Source organism: Achromobacter agilis, assembly GCF_900496965.1.
GTDB lineage: Bacteria > Pseudomonadota > Gammaproteobacteria > Burkholderiales > Burkholderiaceae_B > Achromobacter > Achromobacter agilis.
Window position 1 is genome coordinate 247,422 of sequence record NZ_UFQB01000002.1, and the last position, 19,393, is coordinate 266,814.

Consider the following 19,393-nt stretch of genomic DNA (forward strand, 5'->3'; position numbering starts at 1 on the left):
GCTCAGGATGCGCCGGGCGCTCCCGCATGCCGCCCGCGCAGGTTGTAGGCTTTCTTGCTGCCCACGTGCTTGCGGATCAGCGCCTCGGCGCGCTCGCCGTCGCGCTGCATCAGCGCCTGCACGAAGGCCTCATGGTCGGCCACTGCCGCCGTCCATTCATCGCTATCGAAATTGGACTTATAGCGCAACGCCTGCACCTGCAGGTTCAGCCGGTCATAGGCATGGGTGAGCGCCGGGTTGTGCGCCGCGCGGTTGATCGCGATGTGCGTGCCCATGCTGGCGGCGAAATACGCGCGGATGTCCCGCTTCTCGTAGTTCTCGCGCATTTGCGCGTGCAATTGCGCGATGTGCGCCAGTTCGGCGTCCGTCGCGCGTTCGGCGGCGCTGCGCACCGATAGCCCTTCCAGCACCGACAGCACATCGAAGATGTTCTCGACGTCGTCCGCCGACAACTCGATCACCATCGCGCCCCGCTTGGGCTGCAAGGCCACCAGGCCGTCCGAGGCCAGCATCCGGTAGGCCTCGCGCAGCGGCGTACGCGAAATCTTCAGCTGTTCGCACAGATCGCGTTCGTTCAGCCACGTGCCCGGCTTGAACGTGCCGTCGATGATGAGCTGCCGCAATTTTTCGGCGACCACGGCCGGCAGCGTCGGGTGATGGATGGCCAAATCAGGGACGGATTGTTCCGGAACTTCAGGGTTAGCCATGAGTTGTTCGCACTCGTGAATTCGACTATTTTTGTATCTGGTATACCAAACACCAAAGGCATACCAACCTGACCCCATCATAGAGCAAGCAACACGCGGGCAGGCTTCCCACCACCAAGGAGACACCCTCATGAACAAGCACGCTCGCGCCTGGGCCGGCGCCCTGGCGCTGACCGCCGGCCTGGCCGCCGCCAGCCCCGCCCTGGCGCAGGACGCATCGAAATGGCCGGAACGGCCGCTACGCCTCATCGTCGGCTTCGTGCCCGGCGGCGGTACCGACGTGTCGGCCCGCATCCTGTCCGCCCGGCTGTCCACGCTGTTGGGCCAGCAGGTCGTGGTCGAGAACAAGCCCGGCGCCTCCGGCCTGATCGCGGCCGACTACGTGGCCAAGGCCGACCCGGACGGCTACACCCTGCTGCTGGCGAATATGCAGTCCACGGTCGCCGCACCCTATGTCGTGCAATCCAACGTCGACCCGATCAAGGACTTCACGGCGGTGCGCTACATCGGCTCCGTACCGAACGTGCTGGTCGTCAACCCTTCCAAGCACAGCTACACCACCGTGCAGAACCTGGTCGACGATGCCCGCGCCAAGCCCAAGCAGTTGCTGTACGCCTCTTCCGGCATGGGCAGCCCCCAGCACCTGAGCGCGGCCCGCTTCTCGCAGATCGCGGGCGTCACCATGGAGCACGTGCCCTACAAAGGCAGCGGCCAGGCGATGACAGACCTGCTGGGCGGCAGCGTGGACCTGAATTTCGACACCCTGCCCGGCGCCATCAACCAGATCCAGGCCGGCAAGCTGCGGCCGCTGGCGGTGACCAGCCCGGAACGCAGCAAGCGGCTGCCCGACGTGCCCACGCTGGCCGAATCCGGCATCAAGGGCCTGGACATCGTGCAGTGGTACGCGGTGCTCGCCCCCGCCAAACTGCCCAAGCCCGTCCTGGACAAGCTCGATCGCGCGCTGAGCCAGACGCTGGCCGACCCCGAGATCAAGGCCAAGCTGGCCGACCAGGGCATGGACCTGGGCGGCGGTCCGCAGAACCCCGCGGCCTTCGCCACCTACGTGCAGGACGAATGGAGCAAGTACGGAAAGCTCACCGCCAGCCTGGGCCTGACCAAACAGTAAACCTCGCGGGGGGCCCGCCCCCCGCCCAAGCAAAGGAACGCCATGAGCGCCCCCCTCTCTTCCGATTCCCCCCTCATCCTGCGCCAACGCGACGGCGACATCGTGACCGTGGTGCTGAACCGCCCGGACAAGCTCAACGCCTTCACCATCGATAGCTGGCGCCTGCTGGGCGATACCTTCCTGGAGCTGGACGCCGACGACAGCGTGCGCTGCGTACTGCTGCGCGGCGCCGGCGAAAAGGCCTTCTCGCCGGGCAACGATATCGGCGAATTCGAGACGGCTCGCAGCAACAAGCGGCAAGCGGTGGAATACGGCGCCGTCATGCGCCGGACGATCGAGGCCATCGGCGGATGCCGGCATCCCGTCGTGGCGCAAATCCATGGCATCTGCGTGGGCGGCGGCCTGGAGATCGCCAGCCTGGCGGACATTCGCATCTGCGGCGAGAGCTCGCGGTTCGGCGTGCCGATCAAGAATCTCGGACTGGTGATGTCGTATTCGGAACTGGCCCCGCTGGTGCGCCTGGTCGGCCCGTCGGTGGCGCTGCAGGTGCTGCTTGAGGGCAGCATCTTCGACGCGGCGCAGGCCTTGCGGCTGGGCGTCGTCACCCGCGTGGAGCCCGACGCCAAGGTGGCCGAAGAAGCCTGGGCCACCGCCCGCCGCATCGCCGACGGCGCACCGCTGGTCGCGCGCTGGCACAAGCAATTCATCCGCAACCTGGTGAACGGCAAGGCCCTGACGGACGCCGACCGCGACGAGGCCTTCGACTGCTTCGACACCGAAGATTTCCGCGCGGGCTACCGCGCCTTCCTGGCCAAGGCCAAGCCGCAATTCAACGGCCGCTGACCGCGGCGCTAGGAGTCCTCATGCACAATGACACCCACCGCCCCGCCGGCGCCCTGGCCGGCATGCGCGTGATCGAACTTTCGCAGATCATGGCCGGCCCGACCTGCGGCATGATGCTGGCCGACCTGGGCGCCGACGTCATCAAGGTCGAGAAGCTCGACGGCGGCGACGATTCGCGCCAATACCGCGATCCCCAGATCAATGGGATCTCGGCGCCCTATCTCATGCTCAACCGCAACAAGCGCGCCATCGCCCTGGACCTGAAGCATCCCGAAGGCAAAAAGGTCCTGCTGCGCATGATCCGCGACGCGGACGTAGTGACCGAAAACTTCCGCAAGGGCACGATGGAAAAGCTGGGACTGGGCTACGACACGCTGCGGCGCGAAAATCCCGGCCTGATCTATTGCGCGGTGTCGGGCTACGGCACCACGGGCCCCTACGCGGACAAGGGCGGCTTCGACCTCGTGGCCCAGGGCTTTTCCGGCCTGATGGCGATCACGGGCGAACCCGGTGGGCCGCCGCTGCGCACCGGCAATTCCGTGGCTGACATCAACGCCGGCCTGCTGGCCGCCTTCGGCGTGCTGGCCGCTTACCAGCACAAGCAGCGCACCGGCGAAGGCCAGATCGTGGAAACCTCGCTGCTCGAGGCCAGTCTGCAGCAGCTGTATTGGCACGCCGCGATCTATTTCGGCAGCGGCGTCTCGCCCGGCCCCACCGGCTCGGCGCATGTGCTCAGCGCGCCGTACCAGGCATTTCCCACCGCCACGGACTGGATCATCATCGGCGGCGCCAACGAGAAGAACTGGCAGCGCATCGCGCAGGCACTGGGCAAACCGGAATGGGCGGACGATCCGCGCTACGCCCGCAACCGCGACCGCATGAACAATCGCGAGGAACTGGTGGCGGAAATGTCCGCGATCCTGGAGGCGCGCGGCGCGCAGGAATGGCTGGACATCTTCGATGCCGCCGGTGTTCCCGCCGGGCCGGTGCATTCCATCGCGCAGGCGCTTTCGCATCCGCAGACGCTGGCGCGCGGCATGGTGGTGGAACAGGACCATCCGGTCGCCGGCAAGGTGCGCACGGTGGGCATGCCGGTGAAGCTGTCGGCCACGCCCGCCCAGTACCATCGCGCCGCACCCAGGCTGGGCGAAGACACCATCGCAATCCTGGGAGAGTTCGGCTATGGCGAGCAGGAAATCGATGCGCTGATCGAGGCCGGCGTGGTCGCGGCCGTGGATCCGGAGCGCGCTCCGGCGTAGGACGTGTGGGTGGGCTTCTTGAGCCGCCGGCGTCCGGACTGCGGGATTCCGATGCTCGGCCCCAGTGGGGCTGCGCTTCGGCTCCCTCCGCCCGGCCACCGGCTCACGGCATCTGCCCATGAATGGAGCCCAAAACCAACGCATAAGGCCGCCGTCAGCCGAGGACCCCGGAGTCATCCGAAGCACAGCCCCAATGGGGCGAGCATCGGAATGGCGCAGGGCAGCCTCGGCGGCTAAAGAACCCAGACCTCCGCAAGCTCGAAGCCCTGCCCCTCCCCTAACCCCCTACTCGGTTTCGCCGAGATAGGCGGCGCGCACCTTCGGGTCGTGCAGCATCTGGCCGGCCGCGCCGGACAGGATGATCTCGCCGGACTCCATCACGTAGCCGCGATGGCTGTTTTCCAGCGCCAGGCGCGCATTCTGCTCGATCAGCAGGATCGTGACGCCTTCGCTGGCGATGGTGCGGACCACCTCGAAGACCTTCTCGACCATCAGCGGCGCCAGCCCCATCGAAGGTTCATCCAGCAGCAGCAGCCGGGGCCGCGCGATCATCGCCCGGCCCATCGCCACCATCTGCTGTTCGCCCCCGGACAAGGTTCCGGCCGCCTGCCTGCGGCGTTCTGCCAGGCGCGGGAACAGGGTGAAGACCCGGTCCGTGTCCTGGCGGACCTGCGCCGCGTCGCGGCGCACGTAGCCGCCCATGGCGAGGTTTTCCTCGATGGTGAGCTGGCCGAAGATGCCCCGGCCTTCCGGCACCATGACCAGGCCGCGGCGCACCAGTTCGTGCGATTTATCGCCGCCGATGGAGCGGCCGGCGTACACCACTTCGCCGCCGGCCAGCGGCACCAGCCCGCAGATGGAGCGCAAAGTGGTGCTCTTGCCCGCGCCGTTGGCGCCGATCAGGCACACCAGCTCGCCCTCGTCCACGCGCAGGTCGATCCCGCGCACGGCGCGGATGCCGCCATAGGCGACCTGCAGGCCGCGCAATTCCAATAAGGGTTGGGATGCTGCCGTCATGCCGGGCGCTCCTGATGAATCAGCGGATCCTGGGCTGCGCCCGCGCCCAGATACGCTTCGATAACCTTCGGGTCGCGCTGCACCTGGGCGGGCTTGCCCATCGCCAACACCTTGCCGTACTCCAGCACCAGCACGCGGTCGCACAACCCCATGACCAGCTTCATGTCGTGCTCGATAAGCAGCACCGTAATGCCGTCTCCGCGGATTTTTTCGATCAGCTTGCGCAGCACCACCGTTTCAGAGGCGTTCATGCCGGCCGCCGGCTCGTCCAGCGCCAGCAGCTTGGGATCCGTCGCCAGCGCGCGCGCAATCTCCAGGCGCCGCTGGTCGCCGTAGGGCAGCGACCGCGCGACGTCGTTGGCGCGGTGTCCGATGCCGACATATTCCAGCAGTTCCTGCGCGCGCGCTTCCGTGGCGGCCTCTTCGGCGCGCGTGCTCCGCGTGCGCAGCACCGCGCCGAACACGCCCGAGCGGGTACGCATATGGCGGCCGATCATGACGTTCTCGATGGCGCTCAGGTTCGCGAACAGGCGTATGTTCTGGAATGTGCGCGCCAGGCCCGCAAAGGCGACCTCGTGCGGCTTCTTGCCGGACAGCGATTCGCCGTTGAAGGTGCAGGAGCCCTCTTCCGGGATGTACAGGCCGGTCAGCACGTTGAACAGCGTGGTCTTGCCCGCGCCGTTGGGGCCGATCAGGCCGTAGATCTCGCCCTGCTCGATATCGAAGCTGACCTCGGACAAGGCCTGCAGGCCGCCGAAGCGCTTGCCCAATCCCTGGGCTTGCAGCAGTTTGCTCATGCCGGGCCTCCTTGCGCCTTGCTCGCAAGCTCACGCTTGCGCACCGCCGACGGCCACAGGCCCGCGGGGCGGAACAGCATCACGCACACCATCGCCAGGCCGAAGAGCAGCATGCGTATGCCTTCGGGGTCCAGGACCACGGCGCCGAACACCATCTGCTGCACGGGTTCGACCACCGCGCGCAGGAATTCCGGCAGCGCGGCCAGGATCAGCGCGCCCAGGATCACGCCCGGGATGTGCCCCATGCCGCCCAGCACCACCATGCACAGGATGGAGATGGATTCCATCAGCGAGAAGCTTTCGGGGCTAACGAAGCCCTGCATCGATGCGAACAGCGCGCCGGCCACGCCGCCGAAGGACGCACCCATCGCGAACGCCAGCAGCTTGATGTTGCGGGTGTTGATGCCCATCGCCTTGGCGGCGATCTCGTCTTCGCGTATGGCTTCCCAGGCGCGGCCGATGCGTGAATTCTGCAGGCGCACGCAGACCAGCACGATGATCAACGTAAGCGCCAGCAGCAGGTAGTAGTACTTCTCGGGCCCCGTCACCCGGAAGCCCAGCAGGCTTTCCGTGCGGCCGAACGCGAACTCGCCCACCTTGAACGTGTCGATGCGGTTGATGCCCTGCGGCCCGTTGGCGATGTTCACCGGCGCGTTCAGGTTGTTCAGGAAGATGCGGATGATCTCTCCGAAACCCAGCGTCACGATGGCCAGGTAGTCCCCTCGCAGCTTGAGCGTCGGCGCGCCCAGCAGCACGCCGAACAGGCAGGCCACGGCCAGGGCGATCGGCAGGATCGCCCAGAACGGCAGGTGCAGGCCGAAATGCGGCGACGCCAGCAGCGCCCAGGTATAGGCGCCCACGGCGTAGAACGCGATGTAGCCCAGGTCCAGCAGGCCGGCGAAGCCCACCACGATGTTCAGGCCCAGCGACAGCATCACATACAGCAGGGCGAAGTTCAGGATGCGCACCCAGCTCTGGCCGGCCATGCCGATCACGAACGGCAGGATGGCGAGCACGATGCCGATCAGCGCGATGCCGATCAGGTTGCGGGTGGAAAACCCGCTGCTATTCAGTTTCCCGCTCATGCGCGATCTCCCACGCGTTCGCCCAGCAGGCCGGACGGACGGAAGATCAGCACCAGCACCAGCACGAAGAAGGCGAACACGTCCTGGTAGTGGCTGCCGAGGAAGCCCCCGGTCAAGTCACCGATGTAGCCCGCGCCCAGGGATTCGATGACGCCCAGCAGCAGGCCTCCGGCCATCGCGCCCACCAGGTTGCCGATGCCACCCAGCACCGCGGCGGTGAATGCCTTCAGGCCGAGCATAAAGCCCATTGTGTATTGCGAAACGCCGTAATACGTAGCGACCATCATGCCCGCCACGGCGGCCAGCGCCGAGCCGATCAGGAAGGCAGCCGAAATGACGGTGTTGATGTTGACGCCCATCAGCCCCGCCACTTCGCGGTTCTGCGCGGTGGCGCGCATGGCGGTGCCCAGGCGGGTCTTGTGCACCACGGCCAGCAGCCCGCCCATGATGAGCGCCGCGATCACGACGATGGCGATCTGCAGCGAGCTCATGCGCGCGCCGGCGATCTCGAACACCTGCGGCGACAGCACTTGCGGAAAGTTCAGGTAGTTGCGGCCCCAGGCCATCATCGCCACGTTCTGCAGGATGATGGATACGCCGATGGCCGTGATCAGCGCGGCCAGCCGCGGCGCCCGGCGCAGCGGCCGGTAGGCCACGCGCTCGGCGGTCCAGCCCACCGCCATGCACAGCGGCACCGAGACCAGCAGGCCGACGCCCAGGACCACGAAGGCGGACGTGCCCGGGTCGCCCCCGACCAGCGAGATGGCGACCGTGGTGGCCGCCATCGCCCCGATCATGACGACGTCGCCATGCGCGAAGTTGATCAGCCCGATGATGCCGTACACCATGGTGTAGCCAAGGGCGACCAGGGCGTACACGCTGCCGAGCGTGACGCCGTTAATCAGTTGTTGAATGAAGATATCCATAGGGGCCGCGGAAATAAGCCTGGAAAATTCGCGCGTATCGCGCCGCGGCGGCCCTCGGGCCTGCCGCGCCGCCGCGCCTCGCGCACGCCGGACGGCGCACGCGCTGCATAACGGGCGGGCGCGGCCAAGCCGCCTCCCCGCCCGGCCAGCGGCCTTTAGTTGGCCTGGCTGACCATCGTTTCAACCATCTCCCACTTGCCGTTCTTGACTTCGTAGATGGTGACCGAGATTTCCTTCAGGTCGCCGTTGGCGTCATACGAGATGTGCTCGCTGGTCGCGCCCTTGCGGTTCAGCTTGGCCAGGGCCGGCAGGTACTTCTCGGGCTTGGCCGAACCGGCCTGCTCGATGGCGGTGATCATGTTCCACGCGCCGTCGTAGGCGTACGGGGCATACACGCCCGGGGCCTTCTTGAAGCGCGCCTGGTAGCGCTGCTCGAAGTCCTTGCCAGCGGCCATCTTGTCCAGCGGCACGCCTGCCAGCGAGGCGTAGGTGCCGTCGGCGGCGTCGCCGGCCAGCTTGATGAAGGTATCGCTGCGGGTCATTTCGCCCGAGACCAGCGGCGCCTTCAAGCCCAGTGTCGCCAGCTGGCGCTTCATGGGGCCGGATTGCGCGTCCAGGCCGCCGTAGAAGATCGCGTCCGGCGCGGCGCCCTTGATGTTGGTCAGGATGGCCGTGAAGTCGTTCGCCTTGTCGGTCGTGTACTCGCGGCGCACGATCTGGCCCCCGGCGGCCTTGACGGCCTTCTCGACCTCGTCGGCCAGGCCCTGGCCGTAGGCGGTGCGGTCGTCGATGATGGCGACCTTCTTCGCATTGAGCTTTTCGACCATGAACTTGCCGACGGCGGCGCCCTGCTGGGTGTCGCTGGTCATCATGCGGAAGGTGGTCTCGTAGCCCTGCTTGGTGTATTCGGGCGAGGTGGCCATCGCGATCTGGGGCAGGCCGGCTTCGTGGTAGACGCGCGAAGCGGGAATCGTCGTGCCCGAATTGAAGTGGCCCAGGATGCCGACGACGTCCTGGTCGACCAGCTGCTGGGCGACCTGCACGCCAACCCGGGGATCGGCCTGGTCGTCGCGCGAGACCAGCACGAAGGTGGCCGGCTTGCCGTCGATCTTGATGCCCTTCTTGTTGGCTTCTTCCAGGGCCAGGTTCAGGCCGTTCTGCATGTCTTCGCCGTAGTGCGATTGCGGGCCGGTCAGCGGCGCAGCAAAACCGAACTTGATGTCGGCGGCCTGCGCGGCGGCGGCCACGCCGGCGGCGGCGAGACTGGCGGCGACAAGCTTCAAAGTGGTGCGGAACTTCATGGGTATCCTCCGGGGTGTCGGACTTAAGACCTTGTTATACCTGAGCTTTTAGCCAGGCTTCTGGTTTTTTACTACCGCAAGCCCCGATGTTGCCGGGGTCTTGCGCATGCATGTTCTGCAAAGTCCGGATGTCGGGTTGCGACATCCGGACTTGAGGTGCGACCGGATTTTGCTTCCAGTGCAACCTTGACCGATATTGGAGATAACCCTCAGATACCGGCGGGTTAGCCCCATTGCCCTCAACCGATGGTCATAAGGCTGGCGTTGCCGCCCGCGGCTGCCGTGTTGACGCTGATGGACCGCTCGGCCAGCAGCCGGTCCGGCACATAGCCAGCGCCCGCCGCGATCGCGTCCGGGGTCAGCCCGTGCACGGACAGGATGGCGCCGGGACGCTGCGCGATGCGCTGGTTCAGCGCCCGCAGCGCATCGCCGTCGCCTTCGAACAGCACGGCCTGGTAGTCCGCCTGATCGACGTCTTCATCGGCCAGGATGCCCGCCTGACCGCGCTGGTCGGCGTCCAGCGTGGACAACAGCGCCTGCGCGGCGGGGGTGTCGGCGAACCAGGCATGGTTGCCGGTCAGCCTGGCCACCGACCATTGCGCCCGCGCGCCGGCCTCGGTGGCCGCCACGCAATACACGGCGCCGCGCGGTTCGACCATGTAGGTATTGGTCTCGCCCGTGGGGCCCGGCAGCGCGATGCGCTGCGGCAGCGGCGCCGAGGAGTCCAGCGCGGGCGGCAGGCCCGCAGGGCGGGTGCCGAGCAGGCGGTACATATACAGCGGGCCGCCGGCCTTGGGCCCTGTGCCGGACAGGCATTCGCCGCCGAACGGCTGCACGCCCACCACGGCGCCCACGATATTGCGGTTGACGTAGACGTTGCCCGCATGGACCTGGCCGGTCACGTGCGCGATGGTTTCGTCGATGCGTGTATGCACGCCGAACGTGAGGCCGTAACCCGTGCCGTTGACGGCGTCGAGCAAGGCGTCCAGCTCGTCGCGCTGGTAGCGCACCACGTGCAGCACGGGGCCGAACACCTCGCGCGTCAGTTCGCCGATGTTGTCGATCTCGATGATGGTGGGCGGCACGAACGTGCCGTGGCGGCATTCGCCGTTCAGTTCCACCTGGTCCACCCGGTGGCCGGCCGTGCGCATCGTCTCGATGTGGCGCTGGATGCCGTTGCGGGCTTCGGTGTCGATGACGGGGCCCACATCCACCGACAGACGGTCGGGGTTGCCCACGCTCAGTTCGCGCATCGCGCCGCGCAGCATGGTCAGCACATGGTCGGCGCTGTCTTCCTGCACGCACAGCACGCGCAGCGCCGAGCAGCGCTGGCCGGCGGAATCGAAGGCGGAGGTCAGCACGTCGAACACGACCTGCTCGGCCAGCGCCGAGGAATCGACCACCATGGCGTTCTGGCCGCCCGTCTCCGCGATCAGCGGAATAGTGTGGCCGGCGTCGTCCAGGCGGTCGGCCAGCGTGCGCGAGATGATCCGCGCGACGTCGGTGGAGCCGGTGAACATCACGCCGCGCACGCCCGGGCTGGCTACCAGCTGGGCGCCGACGGTTTCACCCCGGCCCGGCAGCAGTTGCACGGCGCCGGCCGGCACGCCGGCGGCGCGCAGGATGGCCACGGCTTGCGCCGCGATCAGCGGGGTCTGTTCAGCGGGCTTGGCCAGCACCGTGTTGCCGGCGGCCAGCGCGGCCGCGACCTGGCCGGTGAAGATGGCCAGCGGGAAGTTCCAGGGGCTGATACACAGCACGGTGCCCAGCGGGCGGTGCGTGTCGTTGCTGAATTCCGTTTCCGCCTGGTCCGCGTAAAAGCGCAGGAAATCCACGGCCTCGCGCACTTCGGCGATGGCGTTGGGCAGCGATTTGCCGGCCTCGCGCACGATCAGACCCAGCAGGGTCTGCATCTGCTCTTCCAGCAATTGCGCGGCGCGCCGCAGGCACTGGGCGCGCTCGGCGACCGGCGTGGATTGCCAGATGGGCGAGGCATTGGCCGCGCCGCGCAAGGCGGCCTCGGCCTCCTGCGGCGTCGCTTCGATGACGTGGCCCACCACATCGCGCAGATTGGCTGGGTTGCGGACCTCGATGGCGCGGGCGGCGTCCCACGCGTCTGCGCCATCGCCCAGCATCGGCGCCGCACGCCAGGACATCGAAGCGCTGGCGAGCAGGGCCGCGGACAGCGAGCCCAGGCGATGCTCGTTGCTCAGGTCCAGGCCCGCCGAATTGGCGCGAGCGCCCTCCTGCAGGTCGCCGTAGAGTTCGCGCGGCAGCGGAATCTTCTCGTGCGGCGCGCCCAGCGGCGCGATGCGCGAGGCCGCTTCGACGGGATCGGCCACCAGTTGCTCGACCGGGATGGTGTCGTCGCCGATCAGGTTCACGAAAGACGTATTGGCACCGTTCTCCAGCAGGCGGCGCACCAGGTACGCCAGCAGCGTTTCGTGCGTGCCCACCGGCGCGTAGATGCGGCACGGGCGGTTCAGCTTGCCCTGCGCCAGCGGCCCCACCACTTCGTCGTACAGCGGTTCGCCCATGCCATGGAGGCATTGGAACTCGTACTGGCCCGGGTAGTAATTCTGGCCGGCCAGCTGATAGATGGCGGACAGGGTGTAGGCGTTATGCGTGGCGAACTGCGGGTAAACGGCTTCCGGCGCGCCCAGCAGCTTGCGGGCGCAGGCCAGGTAGGCCACGTCGGTATAGACCTTGCGCGTGTAGACCGGGTAGCCCTCCAGGCCGTCGACCTGGGCGCGCTTGATCTCGCTGTCCCAGTAAGCGCCCTTCACCAGGCGCACCATCACGCGATGGCGGCTGCGGCGGGCCAGATCGATCACGTAGTCGATCACGAACGGCGCGCGCTTCTGATAGGCCTGGATGACGAAGCCGATGCCGTTCCAGCCGTCCAGCTCCGGTTCGAAGCACAGGGCCTCGAGCAGATCGAGCGAGATTTCCAGGCGGTCGGCTTCTTCGGCGTCGATGTTCAGGCCGATGTCGTAGCTGCGGGCCAGCACCGTCAGCGCCTTCACGCGCGGCAGCAGTTCCGCCATCACGCGTTCGCGCTGGGCGCGGGAATAGCGCGGATGCAGGGCCGACAGCTTGATCGAGATGCCGGGGCCTTCGTAGATGCCGCGGCCCGCGGCCGCCTTGCCGATCGCGTGGATGGCCTGCTCGTACGACGCGTAATAGCGATCGGCGTCATCGGCCGTGGTCGCGGCCTCGCCCAGCATGTCGTAGGAATAGCGGAAACCGCGCGATTCCATCTTGCGGTTGTTGGCCAGCGCTTCGGAAATGGTCTGGCCCGACACGAATTGCTCGCCCATCATGCGCATGGCCATGTTCACGCCCTTGCGCACCAGCGGCTCGCCGCCCTTGCCGATCAGGCGGGTCAGCGCCTTGGACAGCGATTGCTCGCTGCTGACCGCCACCAGCTTGCCGGTGATCATCAGGCCCCACGTGGCGGCGTTGACGAACAGCGACTGGGACCCGCCCATGTGGGATTTCCAGTCGCCGCGGGCCACCTTGTCGCGGATCAGCGCGTCGCGCGTGGCGCGGTCGGGGATGCGCAGCAGCGCCTCGGCCAGGCACATCAGCGCCACGCCTTCCTGGCTGGACAGCGAGAATTCCTGGATCAGTCCTTCCACGCCGCCGCCGCTGCGCTTGCCGCGCAGCTTCTTGACCAGGTCGCTGGCCATCGTGTGGATCTTTTCCAGGTTCGGCATGCGGGCCTGCCCCAGCAGCAGCGGCACGCATTCGGGCTCGGGCCGGCGATAGGCCGCCGTAATGGCCGCGCGCAGCACCGACTGCGGCTGCACGTCCTGGCCGAACTCATAGAACGGCGGCGTGGGTGCCGACTGCCCATCGCCCGCTTCGTCTTCGCCGCCAGCGTCCGCGCCCAGGTGCGACATCTCCGCCGGCAGGTGGCCGCGCTCGATCTTGTCCAGGTAGGCAAGAATCGCCTGCTTGTGCAGCCAGTGCGGCGTGCAATTGAGCTTTTGCGCGGCGGCCTTCAGCCGGTCGCGGAGCGCGTCATCGACTTTGACGCCTAGGGTCGTGCTGGCCATAAGAGATTGCTTCCTGTCGCATGGCAAAGGTAATACCGGGCCCGTACGGAACCCAGCATGGGTAGGACCGTATGCTAGACAGGTTGCAACCGTGTTTGTATTGCGGTTAACCCTAGGTTAACCGCTTGAGATCACGACGGGTTTTGCTCGGGCGCGCCTCAGTCTTTCAGCGGCGAACAACCCAGCATCTGGACCGACGCCGAACCGGCGGGCGCCTGGCCGCGGATGGCCGAGGCGATGGTTCCGGCCAAGGCGATCACGGCGCGCTGCTGCGCGGCGATCAGCGCGGGAACGCCGGCTTCGGCCACGGTTTCGGTGACCACGCTGCGGCACAGCAGGCCCGCGCCCTTCATGTTGACGGGCCGCACGCGCCAGGTGGCGTCGAGCTGCGCCATGCTGCCCGAAACCAGTTCGAACCGCTGCACGTCCGTCTGAACGCGCCAGACGGCGGCGCCCGGCCCCGGCTTGACCATCTGCACATCCAGCGCGCCCAGTTCCCGCTTGAGCGCGTCGGACAGCGCGCCGCGCAGTTCGTCGCCCAGCGGCGAGCTCCAGCGCTCGGAATACAGCGCCGACAGGCTGCCGTCGCCGGTGCGCACCATGAGTTGGGGCTGGTCGGCCTGGGTCGAGATGTTGACCGGCTGCACGTCGATCAGGTAGGCGGCGGATGGCGAACCGGCGCCGGCAGCCGCGGCCGACGGCCCCTGCAGGGTGTAGTAATGGACGGGTGCCGAGGATCCGCAGCCCGCCAGCGCGGCCGACAGGACCAGCAGAGACAGGGCCGCGCGCAGGCGGGGCGCCTGCCGCCCGGCAGGAGCGGAGGCAGCCCTGGAGGGCGGGCTCGCCGGGCGAGCGTGGCGGGATGGGCGTCTATTCATGGGTTTTTAGTTCCTGACAGGACCGACGCCGGGGATCGGGTCTGGGCCGCGGCCGCGCAGCAAGGCTTCGGGGTTGGATTGCAGGAAGTCGGCCAGGGCGCGCAGCGACCGGGCCGCGCGTCCAAGCTCCTGCATCGCCCGCTCGGTATTGACCGGCAGCGACGCATCGGAGGCCAGCAGGGCGTTGATCTGCGCCATCGAATCCCTTGCCTGCTTCAGCATGCTCTGCGCTTCGGGCGCCACCTGCTTGTCCAGGCGGCTCATCAGTTTGGAGGTGTTGGCCAGCGTGGTGCGCAGGTCTTCGCCGATCTTGTCGAACGGAATCTTCTCGACCTTGGCGACGATGTTGCTGACCTGCTGCTGCAGCTGATCCAGGTTGCCGGGCACCGTCGGGATGAGCGCGGGCTCGGACATCTTGAACTCGACCGGCTTGGCGTTCGGGAAAATATCCAGCGCCACGTAAAGCTGGCCCGTCAGCAGATTGGCGGTGCGCAGCTGGGCGCGCAGGCCATGCTTGATCATGCCGCCCAGCAGACGGCCGCCCGCCACGTCGCCGTCTTCGACCGCGCGCTCACGCACTTCGTCGAACACCCGGCCCAGCCGCTCCGGATACAGCGTGGCGTCCACCAGCGAGTAGAAGCGCTTGGAGACCGGATCGAAATCCAGGTTGATCTGCGTGACGTTGCCCAGCGTGATGCCGCTGAAATCGATCGGCGCGCCCACGGCCAGCCCGCGGATCGACTGGTCGTAACGCATGCGGATCGGGAATGCCTCGCCGTCCGGGTTGGCCTTGGCCGCCGTCTCGGTCGGATAGAGATCGAACTGGGCATCGGCGGCCGCCGGCGTGCCGGCATCGCGCGCGGTCAGGACCGGCTCGAATGCGACGCCCCCGACCGCCATCGACACCAGCGATTGCGTGCGCACCTTCAGGCCGTCCGCGTTGACGCTGAAATCCACGCCGCTGGCATTCCAGAAGCGCGCGCCGTTGGTGACGAACTTGTCGTTGGGCGCATCCACGAACACCTCGACGTTCACGGCCTTGCCGTTCTGGTCCAGGGCATAGCCGATCACGCGGCCCACGTTGATGCGGCGGAAATACACCGGCGAACCGATATCCAGGGACCCGAGGTCCGACGCCTTCAGCTTGAAGCGCTTGCCGGCGCGGTCATGCGTGACCGCGGGCGGAACTTCCAGGCCGTCGAAGTGCAGCTTGGTGGCCTTGTTGCCGTCCTTGCCCTCGACCGCGTCCACACCGATATAGGCGCCCGACAGCAGCGTGCCCAGGCCGGACACGCCACTCACGTCCAGGCGCGGCCGGACCACCCAGAAATTGGTGCCTTCGCGCGCCAGGTCCGACACTTCCTTGGCCAGCTCGGCCTGCACCACGACCTTGCTGCGGTCGGAATTGAAGCCGATGGACCTCACCGTGCCGATGGTCACGTCCTTGTAGCGGAGCTGGGTCTTGCCGACTTCCAGCCCCTCGGCGGTGTTGAACGAAATGGAAATGTCGGGCCCGGCCTGCATCCAGGTCCGCACGACCAGGGACAGACCCATCAGGGCCGCCACGATGGGCACCAGCCAGATCCATGAAATCCGGCTCTTCTGCTTGCGCGAGATCGAGGGGGAAGCGAACTTTTCCTCACCGGATCCGGGTGCTTGCTCGGACATCTATTCTTCCTTTTTCCTGGGCGGACCCCGCGGCCTAGCCCATTTCCTGGCCAGCGCCGGGCGCTGGCTGACGCCGGCCTTCGACCGGCGCTGATTCTATTTCACTTTGCCCTTCGAGATCCCAGCTGCGGCGCAGGTCGAAGCTCATGGCGGACAGCATCGTCAGGATCACGACCACCCCGAACGCCGCCGCGCCCGCGCCGGCGCTGATCTCCATCAAGCCCTGGAAATCCGCCAGCGCCGCCAGCAATATAACGACAAAAACGTCCAGCATCGACCATTGCCCGATGAACTCGACCATTTGATACAGGCGGGTGCGCGGGCGCAGGTTGGTCGTGCTGCGCCATTGTTCGGTCAGCAGCAGCAGAATGAGCGCGAGCAGTTTGGTGAGCGGCACGGCCACGCTCGCGATAAAGACGATCAGCGCAATATCCCAAGAACCCATTTCCCAGAGCTCGACCACGCCGCCCAGGATCGTATGGGCGCTGTCGCCCAGCACGGAGCTGACTTTCATCACCGGCAGCACGTTGGCGGGAATGTAGAACACCACGGCGGCCAGCAACAGCGCCCAGGTGCGCGCCAGGTGGTCCGGCTTGCGGTAATGCACCAGCGCGTCGCAGCGCACGCAATGGTGCTCCGCCTCTTCGTCGGCCTCGCGCGCCAGGGCCTGCACCTGGCCGCAGACGTGGCAGCCGGTCAGGATCTGGTCCGGCGCGGCCTGGGGCACATGCACCGGCACCACGCCCACGCTTTCGGCATAGCGCCACACCACGTGCGGCGACAGCCGGCCCAGCATCGTGAGGAGAATGGTAAGAATGCCGAAGGCGCCCAGCCCGATGCCGGGCGACACCGCCGCCATGCCGGCCAGCTTCACCACCGCCACCAGCACGCCCAGCAGGAACACGGGGATCATGCACCAGGGCCGCAGGAAGCCCAGGAGCCGCATGGCCACCCGGAAGCCCGCGGGCTCGCGGCCCTGGGACAAGGGGCCCAGCACCCAGAGCAGAACGGTCAGCTGCAGCAGCGGAAGCGCGAAGCCGGCCATGCCGGTCATGACCGCCACCACCCAGTGCCCCTGGCGCCAGGTAATGGAAATCGCGTCCAGCAGAGAGGCCTGCTGCGTCATGCCCTGCACGGACATGGCGGCGACAGGATAGGCGTTGGCCACCCCGAAGATGATCAGGGCGGCGATGGCGAGCGCCAGCCAATTGGATAAAGTCAGCCCGCTGTAGCGCCATAGAATGGCGCCGCAGCGGGCGCAATTGGCGGTCTCGCCAGGTTCGAGCTGATGCCGGCGATAGATGCTAGCGCAGTGTTCGCACTCGATCAGCGGCTGGCGGTCCGCGGTCATAAGGGAGACAGGCCCTTGCCTAGTCGACTAATTCGACTTCCTGCTTGTCGGGCGCATCCGAGGACGGCGGCTTGCCGCTGTCGTCGAAGCTCAGCGTCACCTTGCCTTCGTCGTCCAGGTCCACCGTGACCGTGCCGCCCTCGACCAGCTTGCCGAACAGCAGCTCGTCGGCCAGCGCGCGCCGGATGGTGTCCTGGATCAGGCGTTGCATGGGACGCGCGCCCATGAGCGGATCGAACCCCTCCTTGGCGAGATGCTCGCGCAGGCGCGTGGTGAAGATGGCTTCCACGCGGCGCTCGTGCAGTTGGTCTTCCAGCTGCATGAGGAACTTGTCCACCACGCGCAGGATGATTTCGCGGTCCAGCGCCGCGAACGGGATGATCGCGTCGAGGCGGTTGCGGAACTCGGGCGTGAACATGCGGCGGATTTCCGCCATTTCGTCGCCCACCACGCGCGAATTCGCGAAACCGATGGACGGACGGTTCAAGGTTTCGGCGCCCGCGTTAGTCGTCATGATGACGATGACGTTGCGGAAGTCCGCCTTGCGGCCGTTGTTGTCGGTCAGCGTACCGTGGTCCATGACCTGCAGCAGGATGTTGAACACATCCGGATGCGCCTTTTCGATTTCGTCCAGCAGCAGCACGCAGTGCGGCTGCTTGGTGATGGCTTCGGTCAGCAGGCCGCCCTGGTCGAACCCGACGTAGCCCGGCGGTGCGCCGATCAGGCGCGACACCGCGTGGCGCTCCATGTATTCCGACATATCGAAGCGCAGCAGCTCGACGCCCAGCGTGAACGCGAGCTGGCGGGCCACTTCGGTCTTGCCCACGCCGGTGGGGCCCGAGAACAGGAAGGCGCCGATCGGCTTTTCCGGCTTGCCCAGGCCCGAACGCGCCATCTTGATGGCGGCGGACAGGGCCTCGATGGCGTTGTCCTGGCCGAAGACCACGGTCTTCAGGTCGCGGTCCAGCGTGGCGAGCTTGCTGCGGTCGTCGTTGGAGACGGACTGCGGCGGAATGCGCGCGATCTTGGACACGATGTTCTCGATGTCGACCTTGCCGATCACCTTCTTCTGGCGCGAGCGCGGCAGCAGGCGCTGCGCGGCACCGGCCTCGTCGATGACGTCGATGGCCTTGTCGGGCAAATGGCGGTCATTGATGAAGCGCGCGGACAGTTCCGCGGCCGCCGACAACGCGGCGGCCGAGTAACGGACGCTGTGGTGCTCCTCGAAGCGGCTCTTCAGGCCGCGCAGGATCTGCACGGTCTGCTCGACGCTGGGCTCTGGCACGTCGATCTTCTGGAACCGGCGCGACAGCGCGTGGTCTTTCTCGAAGACGCCGCGGTATTCCGTGTACGTGGTCGCACCGATGCACTTGAGCTGCCCGGACGACAAGGCGGGCTTCAGGAGATTGGAGGCGTCCAGCGTGCCGCCGGAGGCCGAACCGGCCCCGATCAGCGTGTGGATTTCGTCGATGAACAGGATGGCATCGGGGTTGCCGCGGATCTGCTTGAGCACACCCTTCAGGCGCTGCTCGAAATCGCCGCGGTACTTGGTGCCGGCCAGCAACGCGCCCATATCCAGGGAATAGACCTGGGCGGCCTGCAGGACTTCGGGCACCTCGCCGCGCGTGATGCGCCAGGCCAGGCCTTCGGCGATCGCGGTCTTGCCCACGCCGGCCTCGCCGACCAGCAGCGGATTGTTCTTGCGGCGGCGGCACAGCACCTGAATCACGCGCTCGACCTCGTGCTCGCGCCCGATCAGGGGATCGATGCGTCCGGCCAGCGCGGCCGCGTTCAGATCGGTCGCGTACTGGTCTAGCGGCGACTGGCGCGATTCGCCCTGTTCTTCACCATTGGTCTGCTGCTCTTTCTGCACGGCGGCGGACTCCACCTGTGGCTGTTTGGTAATGCCATGCGAGAGGAAGTTGACGACATCCAGCCGCGTCACGCCCTGCTGCTGCAGGTAGTACACGGCATGCGAATCCTTTTCGCCGAAAATGGCTACGAGCACGTTCGCGCCGGTTACCGGTTTCTTACCGGTGCCGCCCGCGGATACGTGCATGATCGCGCGCTGGATCACGCGTTGGAAGCCCAGCGTGGGCTGGGTGTCGACTTCGGCGCCGCTAGGAATCACGGGCGTGTTTTCCGAGACGAACTGGCGCAGGTTGCGGCGCAATTCATCCAGGTTGGCAGCGCAGGCGCGCAGGACCTCGACAGCCGAAGCGTTGTCGAGCAGCGACAACAGCAGGTGCTCGACGGTAATAAATTCGTGCCGGGCCGAACGGGCCTCGACGAAAGCCATATGCAGGCTGACTTCAAGCTCTTGAGAAATCACGCTTCCTCCGTGACGCATCGAAGCGGTCAAATACACGATTCA

Annotated in this window: 14 protein-coding genes; 3 read left to right on the plus strand and 11 right to left on the minus strand. The window is 66.9% G+C overall.

The genetic code is table 11. The features are described from left to right. Window positions 1-2: 2 nt before the first annotated feature. Entirely contained in the window at window positions 3-707 is a 705-nt protein-coding gene (locus tag AGI3411_RS03360; RefSeq protein WP_129525999.1) for a GntR family transcriptional regulator, read from the minus strand. 130 nt (window positions 708-837) lie between these two features. Between AGI3411_RS03360 and AGI3411_RS03365 the strand changes: the two genes are divergently transcribed. From AGI3411_RS03365 to AGI3411_RS03375, 3 genes are read left to right on the plus strand one after another with little or no spacing between them, the layout of a single operon-like run. Beyond that, complete coding sequence (locus AGI3411_RS03365) at window positions 838-1,833, plus strand: Bug family tripartite tricarboxylate transporter substrate binding protein (RefSeq protein ID WP_129526000.1); 996 nt, start codon at window positions 838-840, stop codon at window positions 1,831-1,833. A 42-nt stretch (window positions 1,834-1,875) separates the two neighbouring features. Next, the gene (locus AGI3411_RS03370; protein ID WP_129526001.1) at window positions 1,876-2,676 is read left to right on the plus strand and encodes an enoyl-CoA hydratase/isomerase family protein; all 801 of its coding nucleotides are present in this window, start codon (window positions 1,876-1,878) and stop codon (window positions 2,674-2,676) included. 20 nt (window positions 2,677-2,696) lie between these two features. Further along, window positions 2,697-3,935, plus strand: coding sequence for a CaiB/BaiF CoA transferase family protein (locus tag AGI3411_RS03375; protein ID WP_129526002.1), 1,239 nt, complete (start codon window positions 2,697-2,699; stop codon window positions 3,933-3,935). Window positions 3,936-4,220: 285 nt separating this feature from the next. On the opposite strand, the gene AGI3411_RS03380 is transcribed toward AGI3411_RS03375, so the two are convergent. The 10 genes from AGI3411_RS03380 to clpA form a co-directional block, all read right to left on the minus strand. After that, window positions 4,221-4,952 (minus strand): ABC transporter ATP-binding protein, encoded by a 732-nt coding sequence (locus AGI3411_RS03380; protein WP_129526003.1) that lies wholly within the window; start codon window positions 4,950-4,952, stop codon window positions 4,221-4,223. Continuing rightward, complete coding sequence (locus AGI3411_RS03385) at window positions 4,949-5,749, minus strand: ABC transporter ATP-binding protein (RefSeq protein WP_129526004.1); 801 nt, start codon at window positions 5,747-5,749, stop codon at window positions 4,949-4,951. Before AGI3411_RS03385 ends, AGI3411_RS03380 begins: the two co-directional genes overlap by 4 nt. Beyond that, a complete protein-coding gene (locus AGI3411_RS03390; protein WP_129526005.1) occupies window positions 5,746-6,834 on the minus strand; it encodes an ABC transporter permease subunit in 1,089 nt (362 codons plus the stop codon). The genes AGI3411_RS03385 and AGI3411_RS03390 overlap by 4 nt, the downstream gene beginning before the upstream one ends. After that, window positions 6,831-7,760, minus strand: coding sequence for a branched-chain amino acid ABC transporter permease (locus AGI3411_RS03395; protein WP_129526006.1), 930 nt, complete (start codon window positions 7,758-7,760; stop codon window positions 6,831-6,833). Before AGI3411_RS03395 ends, AGI3411_RS03390 begins: the two co-directional genes overlap by 4 nt. Before the next feature lie 155 nt (window positions 7,761-7,915). Then, window positions 7,916-9,061, minus strand: coding sequence for a branched-chain amino acid ABC transporter substrate-binding protein (locus tag AGI3411_RS03400; protein ID WP_129526007.1), 1,146 nt, complete (start codon window positions 9,059-9,061; stop codon window positions 7,916-7,918). 239 nt (window positions 9,062-9,300) lie between these two features. Then, a complete protein-coding gene (gene putA, locus AGI3411_RS03405; RefSeq protein WP_129526008.1) occupies window positions 9,301-13,122 on the minus strand; it encodes a trifunctional transcriptional regulator/proline dehydrogenase/L-glutamate gamma-semialdehyde dehydrogenase in 3,822 nt (1,273 codons plus the stop codon). 158 nt (window positions 13,123-13,280) lie between these two features. After that, entirely contained in the window at window positions 13,281-14,000 is a 720-nt protein-coding gene (locus tag AGI3411_RS03410) for a PqiC family protein (RefSeq protein ID WP_129526009.1), read from the minus strand. A gap of 6 nt (window positions 14,001-14,006) precedes the next feature. After that, window positions 14,007-15,668 (minus strand): PqiB family protein, encoded by a 1,662-nt coding sequence (locus tag AGI3411_RS03415; RefSeq protein WP_129526010.1) that lies wholly within the window; start codon window positions 15,666-15,668, stop codon window positions 14,007-14,009. 34 nt (window positions 15,669-15,702) lie between these two features. Next, complete coding sequence (locus tag AGI3411_RS03420) at window positions 15,703-17,019, minus strand: paraquat-inducible protein A (RefSeq protein ID WP_129526011.1); 1,317 nt, start codon at window positions 17,017-17,019, stop codon at window positions 15,703-15,705. Between the two features lie 19 nt (window positions 17,020-17,038). Next, window positions 17,039-19,351: an ATP-dependent Clp protease ATP-binding subunit ClpA gene (clpA, locus tag AGI3411_RS03425; RefSeq protein ID WP_165359047.1), complete on the minus strand. Its 2,313-nt coding sequence runs from the start codon at window positions 19,349-19,351 to the stop codon at window positions 17,039-17,041. Between the last annotated feature and the right edge of the window lie 42 nt (window positions 19,352-19,393).

Excerpts from the sequence above, each read along its gene's own strand:
- AGI3411_RS03395 (WP_129526006.1), bottom strand. The coding sequence starts at position 7,760 with ATGGATATCTTCATTCAACAACTGATTAACGGCGTCACGCTCGGCAGC.
- AGI3411_RS03365 (WP_129526000.1), top strand. The coding sequence starts at position 838 with ATGAACAAGCACGCTCGCGCCTGGGCCGGCGCCCTGGCGCTGACCGCC.
- AGI3411_RS03385 (WP_129526004.1), bottom strand. The coding sequence starts at position 5,749 with ATGAGCAAACTGCTGCAAGCCCAGGGATTGGGCAAGCGCTTCGGCGGC.
- AGI3411_RS03390 (WP_129526005.1), bottom strand. The coding sequence starts at position 6,834 with ATGAGCGGGAAACTGAATAGCAGCGGGTTTTCCACCCGCAACCTGATC.
- AGI3411_RS03400 (WP_129526007.1), bottom strand. The coding sequence starts at position 9,061 with ATGAAGTTCCGCACCACTTTGAAGCTTGTCGCCGCCAGTCTCGCCGCC.
- AGI3411_RS03420 (WP_129526011.1), bottom strand. The coding sequence starts at position 17,019 with ATGACCGCGGACCGCCAGCCGCTGATCGAGTGCGAACACTGCGCTAGC.
- AGI3411_RS03415 (WP_129526010.1), bottom strand. The coding sequence starts at position 15,668 with ATGTCCGAGCAAGCACCCGGATCCGGTGAGGAAAAGTTCGCTTCCCCC.
- AGI3411_RS03360 (WP_129525999.1), bottom strand. The coding sequence starts at position 707 with ATGGCTAACCCTGAAGTTCCGGAACAATCCGTCCCTGATTTGGCCATC.
- AGI3411_RS03380 (WP_129526003.1), bottom strand. The coding sequence starts at position 4,952 with ATGACGGCAGCATCCCAACCCTTATTGGAATTGCGCGGCCTGCAGGTC.
- putA (WP_129526008.1), bottom strand. The coding sequence starts at position 13,122 with ATGGCCAGCACGACCCTAGGCGTCAAAGTCGATGACGCGCTCCGCGAC.
- AGI3411_RS03410 (WP_129526009.1), bottom strand. The coding sequence starts at position 14,000 with ATGAATAGACGCCCATCCCGCCACGCTCGCCCGGCGAGCCCGCCCTCC.
- AGI3411_RS03370 (WP_129526001.1), top strand. The coding sequence starts at position 1,876 with ATGAGCGCCCCCCTCTCTTCCGATTCCCCCCTCATCCTGCGCCAACGC.
- AGI3411_RS03375 (WP_129526002.1), top strand. The coding sequence starts at position 2,697 with ATGCACAATGACACCCACCGCCCCGCCGGCGCCCTGGCCGGCATGCGC.